This window comes from Bartonella sp. CB10SXKL (genome assembly GCF_042195515.1).
Classification (GTDB): Bacteria; Pseudomonadota; Alphaproteobacteria; order Rhizobiales; family Rhizobiaceae; genus Bartonella.
Genome location: NZ_JBHION010000002.1, coordinates 183,192 through 203,350, shown reverse-complemented (window position 1 = coordinate 203,350; position 20,159 = coordinate 183,192). Strand labels below are relative to the sequence as shown.

The 20,159-nt window shown below is 38.3% G+C and carries 20 protein-coding genes and 1 pseudogene; 12 read left to right on the top strand and 9 right to left on the bottom strand.

What is annotated here, in order from left to right:
* The first annotated feature begins 3 nt into the window (after positions 1-3).
* Genes ACFIK3_RS02085 through rsmA form a run of 3 tightly spaced genes read left to right on the top strand, consistent with a single transcriptional unit; the run spans position 4 to position 2,794 of the window.
* Positions 4-960, top strand: coding sequence for a SurA N-terminal domain-containing protein (locus tag ACFIK3_RS02085; protein WP_375612927.1), 957 nt, complete (start codon positions 4-6; stop codon positions 958-960).
* Positions 960-1,973, top strand: a complete 1,014-nt coding sequence (pdxA, locus tag ACFIK3_RS02080; protein ID WP_375630753.1) for a 4-hydroxythreonine-4-phosphate dehydrogenase PdxA — start codon at positions 960-962, stop codon at positions 1,971-1,973. Before ACFIK3_RS02085 ends, pdxA begins: the two co-directional genes overlap by 1 nt.
* The gene (rsmA, locus tag ACFIK3_RS02075; protein ID WP_375630755.1) at positions 1,964-2,794 is read left to right on the top strand and encodes a 16S rRNA (adenine(1518)-N(6)/adenine(1519)-N(6))-dimethyltransferase RsmA; all 831 of its coding nucleotides are present in this window, start codon (positions 1,964-1,966) and stop codon (positions 2,792-2,794) included. Before pdxA ends, rsmA begins: the two co-directional genes overlap by 10 nt.
* Positions 2,795-2,823: 29 nt before the next feature.
* Here rsmA and gmk read toward each other — a convergent pair whose 3' ends face one another.
* The 7 genes and pseudogenes from gmk to ACFIK3_RS02040 form a co-directional block, all read right to left on the bottom strand.
* Positions 2,824-3,501 (bottom strand): guanylate kinase, encoded by a 678-nt coding sequence (gene gmk, locus ACFIK3_RS02070; protein WP_375676183.1) that lies wholly within the window; start codon positions 3,499-3,501, stop codon positions 2,824-2,826.
* 299 nt (positions 3,502-3,800) lie between these two features.
* A pseudogene (mltG, locus tag ACFIK3_RS02065) lies at positions 3,801-4,909 on the bottom strand (endolytic transglycosylase MltG).
* A 96-nt stretch (positions 4,910-5,005) separates the two neighbouring features.
* The gene (fabF, locus tag ACFIK3_RS02060; protein ID WP_375637388.1) at positions 5,006-6,268 is read right to left on the bottom strand and encodes a beta-ketoacyl-ACP synthase II; all 1,263 of its coding nucleotides are present in this window, start codon (positions 6,266-6,268) and stop codon (positions 5,006-5,008) included.
* A gap of 101 nt (positions 6,269-6,369) precedes the next feature.
* The gene (locus tag ACFIK3_RS02055; RefSeq protein ID WP_004860281.1) at positions 6,370-6,606 is read right to left on the bottom strand and encodes an acyl carrier protein; all 237 of its coding nucleotides are present in this window, start codon (positions 6,604-6,606) and stop codon (positions 6,370-6,372) included.
* Between the two features lie 261 nt (positions 6,607-6,867).
* Complete coding sequence (gene fabG / locus ACFIK3_RS02050; RefSeq protein WP_375676182.1) at positions 6,868-7,605, bottom strand: 3-oxoacyl-[acyl-carrier-protein] reductase; 738 nt, start codon at positions 7,603-7,605, stop codon at positions 6,868-6,870.
* Positions 7,606-7,623: 18 nt separating this feature from the next.
* Entirely contained in the window at positions 7,624-8,568 is a 945-nt protein-coding gene (gene fabD, locus ACFIK3_RS02045) for an ACP S-malonyltransferase (RefSeq protein WP_375645775.1), read from the bottom strand.
* A 77-nt stretch (positions 8,569-8,645) separates the two neighbouring features.
* Positions 8,646-9,233, bottom strand: coding sequence for an undecaprenyl-diphosphatase (locus ACFIK3_RS02040; RefSeq protein WP_375622195.1), 588 nt, complete (start codon positions 9,231-9,233; stop codon positions 8,646-8,648).
* A 344-nt stretch (positions 9,234-9,577) separates the two neighbouring features.
* Between ACFIK3_RS02040 and rpsF the strand changes: the two genes are divergently transcribed.
* The 9 genes from rpsF to ACFIK3_RS01995 all read left to right on the top strand — a co-directional run bounded on the left by rpsF (position 9,578) and on the right by ACFIK3_RS01995 (position 18,500).
* The gene (gene rpsF, locus ACFIK3_RS02035; RefSeq protein ID WP_375645773.1) at positions 9,578-9,985 is read left to right on the top strand and encodes a 30S ribosomal protein S6; all 408 of its coding nucleotides are present in this window, start codon (positions 9,578-9,580) and stop codon (positions 9,983-9,985) included.
* Positions 9,985-10,233, top strand: coding sequence for a 30S ribosomal protein S18 (gene rpsR, locus ACFIK3_RS02030; protein WP_012754957.1), 249 nt, complete (start codon positions 9,985-9,987; stop codon positions 10,231-10,233). The genes rpsF and rpsR overlap by 1 nt, the downstream gene beginning before the upstream one ends.
* A gap of 151 nt (positions 10,234-10,384) precedes the next feature.
* Positions 10,385-11,365: a hypothetical protein gene (locus tag ACFIK3_RS02025; protein WP_375676181.1), complete on the top strand. Its 981-nt coding sequence runs from the start codon at positions 10,385-10,387 to the stop codon at positions 11,363-11,365.
* Between the two features lie 25 nt (positions 11,366-11,390).
* Entirely contained in the window at positions 11,391-11,987 is a 597-nt protein-coding gene (gene rplI / locus ACFIK3_RS02020) for a 50S ribosomal protein L9 (RefSeq protein ID WP_375611229.1), read from the top strand.
* 594 nt (positions 11,988-12,581) lie between these two features.
* Positions 12,582-14,072 carry a replicative DNA helicase gene (locus ACFIK3_RS02015; protein WP_273791081.1) on the top strand — a complete coding sequence of 497 codons (1,491 nt, stop codon included), beginning with the start codon at positions 12,582-12,584 and terminating at the stop codon, positions 14,070-14,072.
* A 6-nt stretch (positions 14,073-14,078) separates the two neighbouring features.
* On the top strand, positions 14,079-15,455 hold the full coding sequence (gene radA, locus ACFIK3_RS02010) for a DNA repair protein RadA (RefSeq protein WP_375630763.1): 1,377 nt from the start codon (positions 14,079-14,081) through the stop codon (positions 15,453-15,455).
* 142 nt (positions 15,456-15,597) lie between these two features.
* Positions 15,598-16,179: a CvpA family protein gene (locus tag ACFIK3_RS02005; RefSeq protein WP_273791083.1), complete on the top strand. Its 582-nt coding sequence runs from the start codon at positions 15,598-15,600 to the stop codon at positions 16,177-16,179.
* Between the two features lie 75 nt (positions 16,180-16,254).
* Complete coding sequence (purF, locus tag ACFIK3_RS02000) at positions 16,255-17,748, top strand: amidophosphoribosyltransferase (protein ID WP_375630765.1); 1,494 nt, start codon at positions 16,255-16,257, stop codon at positions 17,746-17,748.
* 2 nt (positions 17,749-17,750) lie between these two features.
* Positions 17,751-18,500, top strand: coding sequence for an SDR family NAD(P)-dependent oxidoreductase (locus ACFIK3_RS01995; protein WP_375676194.1), 750 nt, complete (start codon positions 17,751-17,753; stop codon positions 18,498-18,500).
* Positions 18,501-18,570: 70 nt separating this feature from the next.
* Here ACFIK3_RS01995 and pssA read toward each other — a convergent pair whose 3' ends face one another.
* Together pssA and ACFIK3_RS01985 are read right to left on the bottom strand one after the other, a co-directional pair.
* A complete protein-coding gene (gene pssA / locus ACFIK3_RS01990) occupies positions 18,571-19,410 on the bottom strand; it encodes a CDP-diacylglycerol--serine O-phosphatidyltransferase (protein WP_375657719.1) in 840 nt (279 codons plus the stop codon).
* An 8-nt stretch (positions 19,411-19,418) separates the two neighbouring features.
* Entirely contained in the window at positions 19,419-20,117 is a 699-nt protein-coding gene (locus tag ACFIK3_RS01985; RefSeq protein WP_273791087.1) for a phosphatidylserine decarboxylase, read from the bottom strand.
* Positions 20,118-20,159 lie beyond the last annotated feature (42 nt).

Genomic DNA, 20,159 nt, shown 5'->3' with positions numbered 1-20,159 from the left:
TACATGAATAAATTGAAAAAGCGTTTTCTTGCTTTATTTTATATTGCGTCTTTGAGCGTAAGTAGCCTGTTAATAAATGGATTTTTGATTCCGACAGTCTTTGCGCAGACTTCTATTGTTGTTACAGTTAATGGCAACCCCATCACAAATTATGATATACAAAGACGCCTTGCTTTTCTCAGATTACAACAAAAGCAAGGCAATTTGGTGGCACAGGCTAAAAAAGAGCTTATTGACGAAAAGCTAAAAAATATTGAAATAAAACGTCTTAATATTGAAGTAAGCAATGATGAAGTTGATAGAGCTTTTGAGAATTTTGCGACACAAAATAATATGACGATTGATCAGCTCAACCAGATTCTGATCCAAACTGAGATCACAGTGCAACACTTTAAAGATTACATCCGTGGACAAATAGGATGGGGGCGTCTTGTTAGCGCACGCTATCAAGCTGAAACAGGTATGATTAGCGAACAAGAAGCTGTACGCAGAATATTAAAAAATGGTGGTGTAAAACCTTCAACCAACGAATATACATTACAGCGAATTGTTTTTGTCATTCCTGCACATCGTCGTTCAGAGATCTTTGAAAGACGTCAAAGAGAAGCAAGTAATTTTCGCGCACATTTCCGTGGATGTGCCAATGCTCACAATCAAGCAAGAGGTATTTTAGACGTTACTATCCGCCACTTAGGAAAGTTTCTGGAGCCACAACTTCCTAATGCATGGGAACAAGCTATTCTTGAAACGCCTGCTGGAAAAATGACAAAATTACAAGAAACATCTGATGGAATTGAAGCAATTGCTGTCTGCAAAATAAAAAGAGTTTCTGATGATTATGTCGCTCGACTGATATTTTCTCTTCAAGATAGTAAAAAAAGAAGCCCGCAAAAACTTGAAGAATTAAGCGACAAATATTTAGGAGAACTGCGGCGAGTGGCACGCATTCAAAATTCATAATGGCTGCTCTTATTGTTAGTGGTGGTGATCCTGCCGGTATTGGTCCTGAAATAGTATTAAAAGCGTGGAATTTGCGTGTTACGCGCCAAATTCCGCCTTTTGTACTTCTTGCTGATCCAGATGTTATTCGTTCGCGCGCTCGTTTTTTACAGATTGATGTTGAGGTGCAATCTGTTTTAATCAATAATCCTGCAAAAAATTTTCAAAACGCTCTTCCTATCATCCCGTTAAAAAACAAACAAAGTGATCAATTAGGTATACCTTCATCGAATAATGCCGCTGGAATTATTGAAGCAATTAAACGCTGTGTTCAATTGATTCAAAATGGCCATGCATGTGCACTTATCACTTGTCCTATTGCAAAAAAGAATCTTTATGATGCCGGTTTTCAATTTCCAGGTCATACAGAATTTTTAGCTGATTTAGCCCATAAAGCTTTTCATAAATACTATCATCCAGTTATGATGTTAGCAGGACCTCGATTAAAAACAGTACCAATAACTGTTCATATTCCATTTAAAAATGTTCCTTCACAGCTTACCCGTGATTTAATTATTCAAACGGTACTTATTACTGAATGTGACTTAAAAACACGGTTTAAAATAACGTCACCCCGACTAGCTGTTGCTGGTCTTAATCCTCATGCTGGAGAAGGAGGTGCAATGGGCAAAGAAGATATTGAAGTTATCACTCCTGCTATTGAATATCTTAAAAAGAAAGGACTCAATATTGCAGGCCCGCTACCTGCCGACACAATGTTCCATGAATGTGCAAGAAAGGCATATGACGTTGCCATTTGTATGTATCATGATCAAGCCCTTATCCCTGTTAAGACATTAGACTTTGACAGCACTGTTAATGTCACGTTAGGTCTACCTTTTATTCGCACGTCTCCAGATCACGGAACTGCTTTTGACATTGCTGATAAAGGGATAGCCTCTCCCGAAAGCTTTATTGCTGCTCTTAAACTTGCAAATCAACTTGCAAAAAATAGTTTAATACCATGCCAATAGATAATCTCCCTCCTCTGCGTGAGGTCATTGATATATATGGATTACAAGCGCATAAATCTTTGGGGCAGAATTTTCTTTTTGATCTTAATTTAACATCTAAAATTGCTCATCAAGCAGGCAATATAGAAGGAAAACCTGTTCTTGAAATTGGTCCTGGTCCTGGAGGTCTCACACGTGCCTTGCTAGCAAAGGGTGCCATTGTAACAGCAATAGAACGCGATGAGCGCTGCATACCGGCTCTCTTAGAAATAGAAAAACACTATCCTAAAAAATTAAAAGTTATTTGTAATGATGCACTAAAGCAAGACTTCTCAAAACTCTTTGAAACAAGCCCAGAAAAACCTCGTATTATTGCAAATCTTCCCTATAATATTGGGACAAAACTCTTATTAAATTGGCTTTTGACTGAACCATGGCCTCCTTTTTATGAATCAATGACATTGATGTTTCAACGTGAAGTTGCCAAACGGATTACAGCTAAACCTCAATCTACTCATTATGGACGTCTTAGTGTCTTAACTGGCTGGCGTACTACTGCTAAAATTGCTTTCGATGTACCCCCTCAAGCCTTCATACCAATACCTAAAGTAACATCTTCCGTTGTTCATATTATTCCACGAACACAACCTCTTGCCTGCTCTGCACAAAAACTAAGCCTCGTCACAAAAACCGCCTTTGGGCAAAGACGAAAAATGCTTCGTCAAAATCTCAAAACACTTGGAGGTGAAGTGCTATTAGAAAAAGCTGGAATTGATGGAATGCGCCGTGCTGAAACGCTCTCGGTTTCTGAATTTGTAACTCTAGCGCATCTAGTGCTCTAAAAAATACACTTTGTGTTATGAAACCTTTTTTAATCACAACATTTATCGATTTTTTCAGCAATAAGCCCATCAACAAAAGAGCCAAGATAAGAACAACGCTCACGTTTTACGGTTTCAGCTAAATAAATTGATTTAATAAAAGATAAAGACTGATCTAAATCTTCGTTAATCACAACATAATCATAAGAACGCCAATGCTTTAACTCCGTTCGTGCATTTTCCAATCGCAAATTGATGATATCTTGACTATCTTCTGCTCGACGATGTAAACGCGAAACAAGCTCTTTCATTGATGGTGGAAGGATAAAAACAGATACAGTGTCTCCTAGCATCTTTTTTTGCAGCTGCTCGGTACCTTGATAATCAATATCAAATAACATATCATGGCCAGCATTCAATGCGTTTTCAACAGTTTCACGCAAAGTGCCATAATAATTTCCGTGAACTTCTGCCCATTCAATAAATTCATCTCTATCACGCTTATATTCAAACTCTTCCTTTGAAATAAAGTGATAATGTAGCCCATCTACTTCACTAGGACGCCTTTTCCTTGTGGTCATACTTACGGAAAGCTCTAATTGTCCATCTTCTAGAAGTAATCGAGAAATTGTTGATTTACCAGCACCTGAAGGTGAAGAGAGAATAAATAAAAAACCGCGGCGTTGATTTATTTTTATAGCACTCAATTTACTTTCAAAGACTGTCATTACATCACTCTACTTTGTTCATAAATGTTTCTCCAAAATTTGAATTATACATTATCTCAACCTCTCCCCTAATCAATGTGTTTTCTTAGCAATTCTCAATGTTATTTTGCTCTTTTTTGAGATAAGGTATTAGCAGTATATTCACTTCTTTCTTAAATATTTTTATCCATACGCCAATCCCACTTGTGACAGACAAGAAAATGATTTTTTATCATTCTCATAAAAAGTTTAAATAGAAAAATTTTACTATATTTGGGATTCTCATTTACGATGCAAAAAGATGTGTTATCACTATAAATTCAATGTTTTGCCTTTAATTCTCGCCACTTGCGAACATTCATATTATGTTCCTCTAAAGTTCGAGAAAAAACATGCCCTCCTGAACCATCAGCAACAAAATAAAGTGCATCACTGCTTGGTGGATGTGCCACCGCTTTTAAAGAATCCCGACCTGGATTTGCAATAGCCGTTGGGGGCAAACCATTAATTTTATAAGTATTATATGGTGTTTCCTTCTCAAGATCTGAACGATAAATTGCACGACCGGATGGTTTTCCTTTTCCTCCGAAGAGACCATAAATTACTGTTGGATCCGATTGAAGACGCATATGCTTTGTAAGGCGGTTATAAAATACCGCAGCAACCATTGGTCTTTCTGCTGCAATTCCCGTTTCTTTCTCAACAATTGAGGCTAATATAACAAATTCATCAATTGATTTAATGGGTAAATCAGGTGAACGCGTAGCCCATATAGCATGAATTAATTTTGTCTGTCCTTCACGCAACCTGTTTACAATCTCTTTACGCGTTGTTCCCCGAATAAAACGAACAGTATCCGTCATTAAATAACCTTCTGGAGGCAAAATTTTTGGAAGGTCTCCAATCAAAATTTCATTCGCAGCTAATCGATCGAAAACTTGCTGAACCGTTAAACCTTCAGGTACTGTAAATGTATACTCTATAGATTTTCCTTTCACAAGAATATCCATAATATCCTGCATCGAAGCATGAGCTGGAATTAAATATTCACCAGCCTTCAGATGCGTTGTTTTTTGGTGATAACCAACCCCATAAACAAAAATATCTGATGATCGAATGAAACCACGTTTTTCTAGCAATGAAGCAATTTCACGAATTCCGGTACCAGGATGGATAAGAACAATTTGTTCTTCCTCAATTTTTCCCTTTTCTTCAAAAATACTTTTTCCAATATAAAGAGGAATACTTATGGCAAAAAGAATAATCACAATCAGCATAAGAAAAAAATGACCGAGAATGACCAACGGATTACGGACGATAGATGATTTCTTTCGTTTTTTATGTATTAACATGTCATAACTATCTGCTAAATGATTCGAAGAGGAATCACTTACGTCCTTTAATGATTTCCATTTTTCACATCGGACATAACCCCTCAATAGCGATTAAGGATAATATTATAATTTCTCATTCACCTTATAATAAAATAGAAAACTCAAAAGCAAAAATTAAATAAAAATACTTATTATCCCCTAAAACGTCGCATCACCAACGATGCATTTGTCCCACCAAATCCAAAAGAATTAGAAAGAATCGTATCAATCTTTCGTTCACGCGGTTTGTGTGGCACAAGATCGATTTTCGTTTCAATCGATGGATTGTCAAGATTAAGTGTCGCTGGGGCTATATTATCACGTATAGCTAAAATAGAAAAAATAGCCTCAGCAGCACCGGCTGCACCAAGTAAATGCCCGATAGATGATTTCGTTGATGACATAGAAACTTGTGGTGCATAACTCCCTAAAACACGCTCAACAGCCGCTAGCTCTATGGAATCAGCCATCGTAGATGTACCATGAGCATTAATATAATCAAGTTCACTCACATTCACTTGTGCACGCTTAAGAGCAGCTATCATACTACGCTGAGCCCCTTCACCACTTTCTGAAGGCGCTGTAATGTGGTAAGCGTCACCAGATAAACCATAGCCAATAACCTCAGCATAAATACGCGCTCCTCGTTTTTTGGCATGTTCCAGCTCTTCTAAAACAACAACTGCCGCTCCTTCTCCCATCACAAAACCATCACGATCAGTATCATAAGGACGTGACGCCCGTTCAGGATCATCATTGCGACAAGTGGAAAGAGCTCTACAAGCTGCAAAACCTGCAAGAGATATCCGATTTATCGGAGATTCAGCCCCCCCTGCCACCATGACATCTGCATCACCAAACATAATCAAACGTGCCGCATCACCAATCGCATGCGCCCCTGTTGAACAAGCCGTTACAACAGAATGATTAGGCCCCCGTAAACCATATTGAATAGACACATAACCAGAAGCAAGATTAATCAAACGACCTGGAATAAAAAAAGGAGAAACACGACGTGGGCCCTTATCACGAAGCGTATAACCAGCTTCAACAATACCCTCAACTCCCCCAATTCCCGAACCAATTAACACACCTGTACAAATCTGATCTTCATCACTCTTAGGAAACCATTCGGCATCTGCAAGCGCTTGGTTAGCAGCAGCCATTGCATAAACAATAAATGCATCAACTTTACGTTGCTCTTTAGGTTCCATATACAAATCAGCATTATAAGTCCCCTCTGTTCCATCCCCTAAGGGGATACGCGCAGCAATCTGGCATGGCAAATCTGACACATCAAACTCTGTGATACGTCGGACACCACTTCTTCCTTCAAGAAGTCGTTTCCAACTATATTCAGTATTACCAGCTAATGGAGATACCAACCCTAAACCAGTAACAACAACACGTCTCATAACTTCTAACCTTGAACTAAACTTCACCTCTCAAAGCTCTCTTTTCAAAAGAGCTCCGAAGAATATAGGCAAAAGCAATTCATGCCTTTGCCCTTTAGTAATCACGCAGAAGCTTTATCAATGAACTTGACTGCATCGCCAACTGTGAAAATCGTTTCAGCAGCTTCATCTGGAATTTCTACCCCAAACTCTTCTTCAAAAGCCATAACGAGTTCAACCGTATCAAGGCTATCAGCCCCTAGATCATCGATAAAGCTTGCATTTTCTACAACTTTATCAGCATTAACCCCAAGATGTTCCACGATAATTTTCTTAACGCGCTCTACTGTATCACTCATGTTGAAATCCTCGAATTTATATTTTCCTATAATTTGGTTAACTATATCGGTTCATCTAATCAAGCAATAGATGCATTACTTTAAAAGATTTTAGTAATGATTTAAAACATCCTGTGGATATCCCCTACAAAATGAACCAATCTGACATTCCGACATCAATTGATCAACGACCATATTAAAGAAATAGATGCATCTATCCATTTCAATCGTTACTATCTAAAATAATACAACTCATAAATCAATGTGGAATAAAACAAATACTCAAATCATTGCCATTCCACCATTGATATGGAGTGTTTGACCTGTCGTATAGGCTGCTTCATCGCTTGCTAAATAAACAGCAGCAGCGGCTATTTCTTGCCCACTTCCCATACGCTTCATCGGAATCGCAGCCATAATGGCTTCTTTTTGCTTTTCATTAAGCTTGTCTGTCATCGCGGATTTAATAAATCCTGGAGCAATACAATTGACAGTGATGTTTCGCGAAGCAATTTCTTGTGCCAATGCTTTAGAAAAACCTATCAAGCCTGCTTTTGCAGCACAATAATTTGTTTGTCCAGGGTTTCCCACAACACCAACAACAGATGTAATGTTAATAATCCTTCCATAACGGCGGCGCATCATAGAATGTATTAATTCACGCGTCAAAAGAGAAGCAGCTGTTAGGTTAACTTCTAAAACATCATCCCAATCTTTATCTTGCATACGCACAAAAAGACCATCCTTAGTGATTCCAGCATTGTTAACCAAAATATCGACGCCATCCATTTCTCTTTCTGAAACTTCAACCAATTGTCTAATCGATTGGCGTTCAGAAAGATTAGCGGGAAATACAAAAACATTCTGCCCTAATTCTGCTGCCACTTCTCTAAGCTTTTCTTCACGTGTTCCATGAAGTCCAACAATGGCTCCTTGTGCATGAAAGCAGCGTGCAATTGCCTCACCAATTCCTCCTGATGCCCCCGTTATAAGAGCTTTACGCCCTGTTAATTTAAACATTTTTAAACTCCTTATAGATTAAACGCCAAGCATACCTAGCGCTGATTCTATTTCATCAACTGTTCCAATAGTTACCCCTTTTATATCCTTGTTAATACGACGCGTTAAACCTGTTAATACTTTTCCAGAACCAACTTCAAAAAGCGTATCAACCCCATTAGCCCCGATCCATTCTATTGTTTCACGCCACCTCACCCTCCCCGTCACTTGTTGGACAAGAAGAGTAGCAATACGTTCTGGATCCTTTTCTGGTGTAACAGAAACATTGGCAATTAAAGGAACAATAGGTTCCATTTTATTAACAGTCAAAAGCGCTTTCTTCATGGCATCAGCAGCAGGCTGCATTAAAGACGAATGAAAAGGTGCAGAAACTGGAAGAAGAAGTGCACGTTTTGCACCTTTTGTTGATGCAATCTCTACCGCTGTCTCAACTGCTTTTGCTTTACCTGAAATAACAATTTGCCCACCACCATTATCATTAGCAATCTGACATAGTCCTTCTCCAGAAACAGTTTTGCAAATTTCTTCCACAATGTGCTCTTCTAAACCAATTAATGCAGCCATAGAACCTTCTCCAACCGCGACAGCAGCCTGCATAGCATTGCCACGAGTACGCAAAAGCCTTGCCGTATCTGTGAGAGTAAATGTATCAGCAGCACAAAGAGCCGAATATTCGCCTAAAGAATGACCAGCAACAAATCTTACCTTGTCTTCTATACGAAGCCCTAATTGTTTCATCACACGAATGACAGCCATAGATACAGCCATTAATGCCGGCTGTGCATTTGCTGTTAACGTTAAAACATCTGCTGGTCCTTCAAAAATAATCTTTGATAATTTCTCACCCAAAGCATCATCAACTTCCTCGAAAACCATCCGTGCGGCAATAAATTGCTCTGTAAGCGCCTTTCCCATACCAACAAGTTGACTCCCCTGCCCTGGAAAAATAAAAGCTGCACCCATTTATCAACTCCTAAAACTGTACAATTAAATTATTTTCTTTTGACCTTATTCATCCGCACAAATCAAGATAAAGCCCTTTATTTAAAACGAATACCACACTTAAAATTATATTTTAAAGGCGGAATTTGATATAAAAACTTAGGAAAATAAGGTGCTATAAACTGAATAACACCCAAACTTATGAGACTTCCTAAAATTGCCCCTGCTAAAATATCAAAGGGATAATGTACACCCACAAAGATGCGCGCCCAACAGATTAAGCATAAAAACACTACGGCAAATCTAAAAGCAACTTTGTATCGGTAAAAATAAAAATTAGCTGCATAAGATGCAATGGTCAAGGCATGATTACTAGGAAAAGAAGCTGTTGCACGATGTTGAATAAGCGGTGTCGTCAACCCTACCACAAATGGGCGAGGATGGAAATAAAAAAGAGAAATGAGATAACCTATGAAAAGAGATGCACAAATGCTCATGCAAATGCTTAGCACGACACATCGCTCCCTCTCCCCACCACAAAACCACAACGCACAAAGATGGAGAGGAATAATATAAATTAAAAACTTTGCACAAAAAATACTAAACAAAACTAAAATCGACCAAGATTGATGATTGCCGACAAACATTTCAAAGAGTGTAACATCAATCTGGTTTAAAAAGCCCATTTTTCTCTCCTTATTCTTATAGTGTACAGCACCATCTCTTTGTAGAAGAGAGAATATATTGAAAATATATCAAGATTTAATAAATCAATTTTTTTATGTACGTAAACTTGCTATTTTAAAAGATAACTTGTAGATATGAAGTGTTCGTTGCCGGCACTTTAGCCGGAGGTTGAACGGAGGGCTGTAAAATCAGTAGGAAATACAATGTTTCCGGCCTCCCGTGTCTCCGCTCTGAGATGTCTCGAATTGTAAACGCGTCCTTTCTTCTTTGGATTTCCAAAAAAGACAAGTCGCAGAGGCTTTGCGCTAAAACCGGTGAAATTTAATTGAAGAAAGGCAAAACAATGGCTCTTTATGAACATATGTTCCTTGCCCGACAAGACATTGCACCGCAGCAAGTTGATGAACTTTTGAGTCTCTACAAAGGTGTCATTGAAGCACATGGTGGAAAAGTTGGGCGTATAGAAAATTGGGGACTTCGTCCTCTTGCTTATCGTATTCGTAAAAATCGTAAAGCTTATTATGTCTTGGTCAATATTGATGCACCAGCTTCAGCAATTGCTGAAGTGGAGCGTCAAATGCGCATCAATGAGGATATTTTGCGTTATATGACCATTCGCGTAGAAAAACACGAAAAAGAAAAATCTGCTATGCTCTCACACCTTGATCGCAGTAGTCACATTGGACACGATGAAGAGCGTCCTCGTTTTCCACGTCGTCAACGTGAAAATGCTATAGAAGAGGTAGAATGATGACTGACACTAATCAAAACTCTGCACGTCGCCCCTTTCATCGTCGTCGTAAAACATGTCCTTTTTCAGGGACCAATGCTCCCAAAATTGATTATAAAGACATCAAGTTGTTACAACGCTATATTTCCGAACGTGGGAAAATTGTTCCTTCACGGATTACTGCTGTTAGTCAGAAAAAACAGCGTGAATTAGCTAATGCTATCAAACGTGCTCGCTTTTTAGGCTTACTGCCGTACGTTATAAAGTAAACAATCTAATACGCTCTAGCAACTGGAGAGTTTCTCCAGTTGCTTTTCTTATATGGTTTAAAAATAGCTTGTTGTATCCTATGTTAAGCTATTAAATATCAAAGTTGGGGTATTGACACGCCTCTAACTGCAGAAAGCAGGACAGCAATAAATGAAAAAAGATCGTACTTATGAGATATTAACTGGTATTTTGGCAGGATTATTTGCTGTTGTTATAGGAATGGCAATTATCAATGTTGCAAATATCGCGCCCTTTTTTTCTCTTCTTCTTGGCTGCTTTCTTTCATTGCCAATTTTTATTGTTGCGTTCGGTCAAGGAACATTAGCCAGTCTCATCGCCCTCATAAGTGCCACTGTTGTTCTTATCATAACCACTAATACCTATATTGCTCTTGGCTTTATGTTCTTTTTTTTCCTTCCTGCTGTCTATGCTTCTTGGCTTCTTGGGCTTGCACGACCAGCGCAAAAAGAAAACGAACTGATATGGTACCCATTATCATCGGTTATTTTTCATTTAACTAATTTTATCGCTCTTATAGCAACTTTCATTGGGCTCTATGTTCAAACCCGTCCATCCACACCCGTCATTGCAAAAAAAATCACCGAAAACATAGCACAAACTCTGCAACAATCACAGTCAATAAAAGAAGCCGATATACGCGCTTTTAGTGAGCTTTTAATGACGCATACAGCAACTTTTACTGCTTTTTCTTTGACTGTTTATAGTTTGGTTTTTCTCATTGGTAACCTTTACTTTTCCATGATAGCAGCACAACATATGAAATGGCTGAAAAGACCCCGTGATGATTGGAGCCAAACTCTCCGCCTTCCCATTTCTGGAATTATTATTTTCATTATTGTTTGCATAGCATCGATGATTGAGCTGAGCGCTTCTCTTAACTTGAGTACCCGTATCTTTAGCACTGCATACATTGTCATCATATTAATTAGCGGTCTAGCATATCTTCACAATATTACAAAAGGGGTAAACGGTCGAATTATTATACTTTCTCTTGTTTATATTGCTATTTTTACAATCGTTTTTACTCCACCTATTGTTTTCATGATGCTTTTGATGGGAATTTGGGCTGCTATTCAATACAATTTTCAATCACGCAAAAAACTCCACTAAATTTATTTGTTCGAAAGGAAAAACTATGGATATTATTTTACTTGAGCGCATTCCTCGTCTTGGTCAGATGGGTGATATTGTCTCAGTTAAAGATGGTTATGCGCGTAATTTTCTCTTACCTCAAGGTAAAGCTTTACGCGCAAATGAAGCTAATAAAAAACATTTTGAGATACAACGTGCACAACTTGAAGCACGTAATCTTGAACGCAAAAGCGAAGCGCAAAAAATTGCTGAAAAACTTGATGGACAATCATTCATTGTTGTTCGTTCTGCTGGTGAAACGGGACAACTTTATGGTTCTGTGTCAACACGTGATATTGCTGAAATCATAACAGATGAAGGCTTTTCTATTGGAAGAAATCAAATCGAACTTAATCATCCAATAAAAATGATCGGTCTTCACACTATCACTCTTAGCTTACATCCAGAGGTTCAAATTTCTGTGATTATTAACGTTGCGCGTTCTACCAGTGAAGCACAACGCCAAGCAGAAGGTGAAACTCTCACTTCGGCTAAAGAAATATATAATATTCAAGAAGAATTATTAGAAGAAAGTCAGGAAGAATTATTGGCAGAAGAAATTAATGACAACGATATAAACAGTTCTCATCAAGAAGCTTAACTGCTATTTTTGCTTTGTGTTTTATATTTTTTATTCCATTTTAAATATTGTTCATAAAATACTCACACTTTAAAAGTGAGTATTTTATGGCTATCGTACATAAATAATCTAATTTTTATGAAAGAATTAGAAATATATTATTTAAAGGCATTATATGCCGAGAATGATAATATCATTAAGAGGAAATGTCTTTTGTCTTCCAGCATATAAAGCAAAAATAATTTAAAGTCCTACCCTTAAGGCTAAAGTTTGTATGAGCGTTAAGTTGATTATATCCTCACATGATCTGAAATAATTTCAGTTATAAAAAAATAATTCTACTTACACAGATATTGGAATTTTAAGGTTAAGTAACTTAAAAATACTTAAATTTAGAGTAGCAAAACTTCCACTTTAAAATCACATATTATAAAATAAAATAGATAGACGTTATATAAATAATACACAAATGATAAATGAGGAACGAAAAGAGAGTTTTAAAAAATTATATAATTTTAACTTAAAATGAAGATTTGTCGCTCTATTCTTTTAATTATACGATTTTCAATTTATCGCCTAAAGTAGCTAGACTTAGAATTTTAGTGGAAAAATATTATGGAAGAAACTAACGTTGTTAATGTCAGCTCTTCAAAGAAAGAGGATTCTCCTTCTTTTCGGCAACTTCCGCATAATATTGAAGCTGAACAGGCATTGCTTGGTGCCATCTTTATCAACAATGATTCTCTTGACCGCGTTTCAGATTTTCTAAAACCAGAACATTTTTTTGAACCATTGCATCAAAAAATTTATCATGTTTTATCTCACCTTATTAAAACAGGAAAACGTGTAGATCCAGTTACAATCAAGCCCTATATCCAAATGGAAGAAAAAATTGGAGATATTACTGTATACCAATATGTTGTTCGCTTAGCCACAGAGGCAGTCACTATTATTAACGCTGAAGATTATGGACGCGTCATTTACGATCTTTTTATCCGACGGTCTTTGATTAACCTTGGAACTCAAGTTGTCAATACAGCCTTTGATGCTCCTGTAGAGCTTACGCCTACCCAACAAATTGAAACTGTTGAAAATCAGTTATTTGAGCTAGCAGAAAAAGGGAAATATGGAGGTGGATTTGAAAATTTTAATGAGGCTATTAAAAAAGCTATCGATATGGCAAGTGCTGCGAAAAAGCGCTCTTCACAATTATCAGGGATAGCCACCCATATTAAAACACTTGATGAAAAAATGGGAGGATTACAAGCATCTGACTTAATTATCCTTGCGGGGCGCCCTGGTATGGGTAAAACCTCACTGGCTACCAATATTGCCTTTAATATTGCTAATGCTTATAATCGTAATGCCAATATCCAAGAAAATGAAGGCGGCATTGTGGGATTCTTCTCACTTGAGATGTCATCCGAACAGCTTGCAACACGTATTATTTCTGAACAAACAGAAGTCTCTTCTTCTGATATTCGGCGTGGTAATATTTCAGATGAACAATTTTCAAAAATTATTCGTGCGGTGAACCAACTACAAAAGGCACCACTTTATATTGATCAAACTGGGGGAATATCAATTACGCAATTAGCTGCTCGTGCGCGGCGTCTCAAGCGGCAACATGGTTTAGATATCTTGTTTATTGACTATATCCAACTCATGACAAGCAGTTCAAAGCGTTCATCAGAAAATCGTGTTCAAGAGATCACAGAAATTACCACAGGATTAAAAGCATTAGCAAAAGAATTGAATATTCCTATTATCGCTCTCTCTCAACTTTCACGTCAAGTAGAAAATAGAACAGATAAACGTCCACAGCTCTCAGATTTACGTGAATCTGGTTCAATTGAGCAAGATGCCGACATCGTTCTGTTTGTCTATCGCGAAGAATATTATCTCAAAAATGAAGAACCAAAACTAGGTAGCTTGGAACATACAAAATGGCAAGAAATAATGGACAAAGCTTTTGGAAAAGCTGATGTTATTATTGCAAAACAGCGCCATGGGCCGACAGGAATCGTGCCCCTTGCCTTTCAATCTGATTTCACACGATTCAGTGATCTTGCCGATAGCAATTATCTTCCAGAGCAAATTGGTTAAATCAACATGGTACGTAATCGTATTCAATTTATCTGTCAAAATTGTGGCACTGTTCATTCTCGTTGGGCAGGAAAATGTAGTGCTTGTGGAGAATGGAATTCCCTTATCGAAGAAAATATAAATGGCGGCATAGGAAGTGGTCCTAAGCAGAATACGCGTAAAGGACGCATCGTTGCCCTTACATCTCTTTCTGGAGATATCCAAGATGCTCCACGTATTTATTCTGGTATTGCGGAACTTGATCGTGTTACCGGTGGGGGCTTTGTCCGTGGATCGGCACTCCTTGTTGGAGGTGATCCGGGTATTGGTAAATCAACATTGCTGACACAAACAGCTGCTGCTTTATCACGTAAAGGATATAATGTCATCTATGTTTCAGGTGAAGAGGCTATTGCGCAAATTTGTCTGCGCGCACAAAGGCTTGAAGCTAACAATACAGAGGTGAAACTTGCTGCTGAAACCAATGTTGAAGATATTCTGGCAACCTTAAGCGAACATAAAAACCTTGATATGGTGATTATCGATTCGATTCAAACCCTATGGTCAGATACAGCAGATTCAGCACCTGGCACTGTCACACAAGTACGTATCGGTGCTCAGGCAATGATCCGCTTTGCCAAGAAAACAGGAGCCGCCGTTGTTCTTGTTGGGCATGTTACAAAAGATGGACAAATTGCTGGTCCTCGGGTCGTTGAACATATGGTTGATGGCGTTCTCTATTTTGAGGGTGAAGGAGGACATCATTATCGCATTCTTAGAACTGTAAAAAATCGCTTCGGACCAACAGATGAAATTGGTGTCTTTGAAATGTCTGATAAAGGATTACGCGAAGTGATAAATCCATCCGAATTGTTTTTAGGAGAACGTAATGAAAAAGCCCCAGGCGCTGCTGTTTTCGCCGGTATGGAAGGAACACGCCCGATACTCGTAGAAATTCAAGCGCTTGTTGCTCCTTCTTCCCTTGGGACACCAAGACGTGCGGTTGTCGGATGGGATGGAAATCGTCTTTCTATGATTCTTGCCGTTTTAGAAGCCCATTGTGGCATTCGTTTTGGACAGCATGATGTCTATCTGAACGTGGCAGGTGGCTATCGCATATCAGAACCCGCTGCTGATTTAGCTGTAGCCGCTGCTTTGGTATCTTCTCTTGCCAATATCGCATTGCCAACGGATTATGTCTATTTTGGTGAAGTCAGTCTTTCAGGAGCTACCCGCGCTGTTGCACATTCAGCACAGCGCATAAATGAAGCCAAAAAACTCGGCTTTCAAGGAGCCTTTCATCCCACAACAACAACCGAAATGATGAAGTCGCTCAACTTTAAACAAAAAACTTTCTCCGACCTTCCCGAACTCGTTGCTACTCTTACCGTAAGTAAAAAATGATCTGCACCACAGATATGATAATATAGAAAAAACTCTATAACATACAAAAGATCCTTGCTATAAGAACAAAAAATGGCATAACAAAAAATATATTTGCACACAGACTTAAAAGAACGCAACTTTATGTATAAGGAACAAACAAATGATCATAACAATCCTTGATGGAATTGTCGTAGTAATCATCCTGTTGTCCGCTTTTCTTGCTATGCTTCGAGGATTTTCACGTGAAGTGTTATCGTTGATTTCTTGGGCAGTTGCAGCTGTTACGACACTGTTTTTATTCAAACCTGTCTTACCTTTCTTTGAACAATATCTCTCTAATAAAATGATTGCATTGATCACAACATTGGTCACAATTTTTATTATTGTTCTCATTATTACTTCAATTATTACAATGAAGATCTCTGATTTTATTATTGATAGTCGAATTGGTATCCTTGACCGTGCTATTGGTTTTATTTTTGGAGCACTTCGTGGTTTACTTATCATGGTCATCGGTATGTTGCTGATTAATGCACTGATTAAACCCGAGCTTCAAGCGAATTGGTTAAAAAATGCAAAAACAAGACCCATTTTAGATTCATTGGGACAAAAAGTTTGGGAAATACTCCCAAAAGATATTGGATCTGTTCTCGAAAAGGCTGAAAATTTGTTTAAAGACAGCAATAAACATACGTATGAGCAACACTCTCATGAAAAGATAATTTTAAAAAATAGAGAATAGTTTTTCATGAGGAAAGAGAACTAAATGATGTAAAATGTGATATTAATGATTCCTCCATATCACAACTGAAAGAATATGATGATAAAAAGCGATGTTTTCTGTCAAGAATTTTCATTAGATGATGATACCCTTCATGAAGAATGTGGAGTTTTTGGTATTCTTGGGCATGAAGATGCCGCAACATTAACAGCTCTTGGACTCCACGCACTTCAGCATCGTGGGCAAGAAGCAGCTGGGATTGTTTCTTACCATAATAAAATATTTCATCAAGAAAAGCATTTAGGTCTTGTTGGTGATCACTATACAAACCCTGCAACACTTGCGCGCTTACCAGGAAATCGTGCTATTGGACATACCCGTTATTCAACAACTGGAGAAGTGGCATTACGCAATGTTCAACCCCTTTTTGCTGAATTGAAAGTTGGAGGTATTGCTATTGCACATAATGGTAATCTTACCAATGGTCTCACATTACGCCGTGAACTCATCGCTTCTGGTGCTATCTGTCAATCAACGTCAGATTCAGAAGTTTTTCTCCATCTTATTGCCCGCTCACGTTATGAATCGTCCTCTGATCGTTTTGTTGATGCGATTCGGCAAGTAGAAGGTGGGTATGCTATGTTAGCGCTTACACGTACAAAGCTTATTGCGGCACGCGATCCAACAGGAATTAGACCTCTCGTGATGGGGGAACTTGATGGTAAGCCTATCTTTTGTTCTGAAACTTGTGCTCTTGATATTATTGGAGCAAAATATGTCCGTGATGTTAAAAATGGAGAAATCATCATATGTGAAATACAAAAAAATGGGGAAATTACGAAAAAAATTATAAAACCAGAAAATACAAAACCAGAAAAACTTTGCTTGTTTGAATATGTTTATTTTGCCCGCCCAGACTCAATCGTTGGAGGACGTAGTGTTTATACAACACGCAAAAATATGGGAATCCATTTAGCACAGGAAGCCCCTTGTGAGGGTGATGTTGTGGTTCCTGTTCCTGATGGAGGAACGCCTGCCGCAATTGGCTATGCACAAGAAATTGGAATTCCCTTCGAGCTTGGTATTATTCGTAATCACTATGTTGGCCGCACTTTTATCGAACCAACACAACAAATTCGCGCTTTTGGCGTCAAGTTAAAACATTCGGCAAACCGTCCTGTGATTGAAGGAAAACGTGTTATTCTGGTTGATGATTCTATTGTACGTGGAACAACATCCCTTAAAATTGTACGAATGCTTCGCGATGCAGGAGCAAAAGAAGTTCATATGCGCATTTCTAGCCCTATGATTTTTTATCCTGACTTTTATGGTATTGATACACCTAAAGCTGAAAATCTTTTAGCAAATCAATATCCAGATTTAAAATCTATGTGTGATTTTATTGGAGCGGATTCATTAGAATTTCTTTCAACGGATGGATTATATCTTGCTGTAGCAGGGGAAAAACGGAATAACGCCGATCCACAATTTACTGACCATTATTTTACTGGATATTATCCTACGCATCTGGTTGATCAAGAAAATCTCTCCAAAATTCATCAATCATCTGTTCTTAAAACAAGAGATTAATGATGGCAAAATGTGATTTTAGTCTCCATGGGCGTGTGGCACTTGTTACTGGCGCATCAAGAGGGATTGGCTATTATTTGGCACTCGAGCTTGCTGCACGCGGGGCTCATATTATTGCTCTTGCACGAACAGTCAGTGGACTTACTGAATTAGATAATCAAATCCGAGAAAAAGGAGCTCATGCAACCCTTGTTCCCCTTGACTTGCATCATATGGAAAACATCGATATTCTTGCTATCTCAATTGCCAAACGCTGGAAAAAACTTGATATTATCGTTGCAAACGCAGGAATTCTTGGAACACTCTCACCAATAGCGCATATAGAAAACACGGTATTTGAAGATGTTTTTCAAATAAATCTTTTCAGCCAATGGCGCTTAATGAAAGCCGTTGAGCCTTTATTACGTGAATCTGATGCTGGACGAGCCATCCTGTTATCCTCAAGCGTTGCGCATGCTGCGCGCCCTTTCTGGGGAGCTTATGCAGCCTCTAAAGCGGCTTTAGAGGTGATTGCCCGCTGTTGGGCAGAAGAACTCAAACAAACCCCTATTAAGATTAATTGTGTCAACCCTGGTGCCACACGCACTGCCATGCGCGCTGAAGCTATGCCCGGTGAAGATCCACAAACTCTGCCTTCACCACAAGAGGTCGCAAAAAAGATCGTACATTTGTTATCACCTGATTTAAAGGAAACTGGAAAACTCTTTAATGTCCATAAAAATCGGTTTGTAAATTATCACATACCTGATTGATCATCATATGAGAAGTAAATCGTTTGACTCTCTCTTTTTTCTGTGCTCTTCGACAGAAGCATGAAGCACTTTATGATTCTTGGATAGCTTTAGCATCAGCCTTTTTCTCTTCTAAAGTAGCACGTTTATTATAAGCGATAAAACTACAGGGGAGAAAAATAATATAGCTAACAGCTGTAATCAATAAAGTTTCCCATGTGTAAGTCGCAAGAAAACCGACATAAATAACAATGACCAACATGCACGGTATAACGATATCGCGCCTTAAATTTTGATCAATTGTTTTTGCATTCCATACCGGTAAACGACTAATCAAAAGAAAAGCAATAATTACAGTATAAAGACTAAAAAATAATGCCCACCCCCAATTGGGAACCAAACCAAGAGTGCCTAAATAGGTAGGCAATAAAAGTAATAATGCTCCTGCTGGTGCTGGAACACCAACAAAATAACTTTTCTGCCACTTAGGTATATTGGGGTTATCTAACATCACATTAAAACGTGCTAATCGCAAACAACAAGCAACACAATAAACAAGAGCAGCAACCCAACCAATGTGATTTGCTTGATTCAAGATAAAAGAATAAACAATGAGTGCAGGGGTAACACCAAAATTTATAACATCAGCAAGAGAATCCATCTGTGCCCCAAAAGATGAACTACCATCTATTAAACGGGCAATGCGACCATCAGCACCATCTAAAACTGCGGCCAAAAGCACCATTAAAATAGCAGCTTCATAGCGATGTTCAAAAGCCAAACGAATACTGCTCATCCCTGCACAAATTGCTAAAATAGTAATGATATTGGGAATGACATACCGCATCGATGTAGGTGAACGCCGCCGATTTGCACCTTCATCATGCTGCCCCTCAGGATTGAATGAAGAAAATGGCGAAAAATTTTTCATTGTGAGTCCTAATCGTATCTGAAATCCGTTGTGGCACTCTTATCATCAAAAGAACCCAAAACTGTTTCTCCAGCAATTGCTGTCTGTCCAACTGCAACACGCACTTTCATTTCAGTTGGTATATAAATATCAAGGCGAGAACCAAAACGAATCAATCCAAATCGCTCACCAGTCATAACGGCATCATTTTCTTTTGACCAGCAAACAATCCGGCGTGCAACCATTCCCGCTATTTGTACGATACCGATTTTACCATGTTTGCTATCAATTACCATCCCATTACGCTCATTAAACTGACTAGCTTTATCAAAGTCAGCATTAGTAAATCGACCTGGCTGATAAACGATAGACTCTACTGTACCACTGATAGGAATACGATTAATATGGCATGAAAAAACATCCATAAAAATGGAAATACGGATCATTTCATCTTTCCCTAATCCTAATTCTTCAGGTGGAACACATGATTCCACAAATGAAATACGCCCATCTGCAGGCGACATAACCCAATTTGAATTCAAAGGGATCACACGATCTGGATCACGGAAAAAGTATACACACCACACCGTGAGAATGAGACCAAACCAAAACAACGGACTCCATATCCAACCAAGAATGAGCGAAATAACAAAAAACGCTACAATAAAAGGATAGCCTTCTTTATGAACCGATACAAAGCTATTATGGAAAGATTGCAGAATACTCATATAATTTCCTATTCATCGTAAACTTAAACAAGCAACAAATCT

Excerpts from the sequence above, each read along its gene's own strand:
- radA (WP_375630763.1), top strand. The coding sequence starts at position 14,079 with ATGGTACGTAATCGTATTCAATTTATCTGTCAAAATTGTGGCACTGTT.
- ACFIK3_RS02040 (WP_375622195.1), bottom strand. The coding sequence starts at position 9,233 with ATGGGCTTTTTAAACCAGATTGATGTTACACTCTTTGAAATGTTTGTC.
- rpsR (WP_012754957.1), top strand. The coding sequence starts at position 9,985 with ATGACTGACACTAATCAAAACTCTGCACGTCGCCCCTTTCATCGTCGT.
- ACFIK3_RS02085 (WP_375612927.1), top strand. The coding sequence starts at position 4 with ATGAATAAATTGAAAAAGCGTTTTCTTGCTTTATTTTATATTGCGTCT.
- pssA (WP_375657719.1), bottom strand. The coding sequence starts at position 19,410 with ATGAAAAATTTTTCGCCATTTTCTTCATTCAATCCTGAGGGGCAGCAT.
- ACFIK3_RS01995 (WP_375676194.1), top strand. The coding sequence starts at position 17,751 with ATGGCAAAATGTGATTTTAGTCTCCATGGGCGTGTGGCACTTGTTACT.
- ACFIK3_RS02055 (WP_004860281.1), bottom strand. The coding sequence starts at position 6,606 with ATGAGTGATACAGTAGAGCGCGTTAAGAAAATTATCGTGGAACATCTT.
- pdxA (WP_375630753.1), top strand. The coding sequence starts at position 960 with ATGGCTGCTCTTATTGTTAGTGGTGGTGATCCTGCCGGTATTGGTCCT.
- gmk (WP_375676183.1), bottom strand. The coding sequence starts at position 3,501 with ATGACAGTCTTTGAAAGTAAATTGAGTGCTATAAAAATAAATCAACGC.
- fabG (WP_375676182.1), bottom strand. The coding sequence starts at position 7,605 with ATGTTTAAATTAACAGGGCGTAAAGCTCTTATAACGGGGGCATCAGGA.
- purF (WP_375630765.1), top strand. The coding sequence starts at position 16,255 with ATGATGATAAAAAGCGATGTTTTCTGTCAAGAATTTTCATTAGATGAT.
- rplI (WP_375611229.1), top strand. The coding sequence starts at position 11,391 with ATGGATATTATTTTACTTGAGCGCATTCCTCGTCTTGGTCAGATGGGT.
- ACFIK3_RS02005 (WP_273791083.1), top strand. The coding sequence starts at position 15,598 with ATGATCATAACAATCCTTGATGGAATTGTCGTAGTAATCATCCTGTTG.
- ACFIK3_RS01985 (WP_273791087.1), bottom strand. The coding sequence starts at position 20,117 with ATGAGTATTCTGCAATCTTTCCATAATAGCTTTGTATCGGTTCATAAA.
- ACFIK3_RS02015 (WP_273791081.1), top strand. The coding sequence starts at position 12,582 with ATGGAAGAAACTAACGTTGTTAATGTCAGCTCTTCAAAGAAAGAGGAT.
- ACFIK3_RS02025 (WP_375676181.1), top strand. The coding sequence starts at position 10,385 with ATGAAAAAAGATCGTACTTATGAGATATTAACTGGTATTTTGGCAGGA.
- fabD (WP_375645775.1), bottom strand. The coding sequence starts at position 8,568 with ATGGGTGCAGCTTTTATTTTTCCAGGGCAGGGGAGTCAACTTGTTGGT.
- rpsF (WP_375645773.1), top strand. The coding sequence starts at position 9,578 with ATGGCTCTTTATGAACATATGTTCCTTGCCCGACAAGACATTGCACCG.
- rsmA (WP_375630755.1), top strand. The coding sequence starts at position 1,964 with ATGCCAATAGATAATCTCCCTCCTCTGCGTGAGGTCATTGATATATAT.
- fabF (WP_375637388.1), bottom strand. The coding sequence starts at position 6,268 with ATGAGACGTGTTGTTGTTACTGGTTTAGGGTTGGTATCTCCATTAGCT.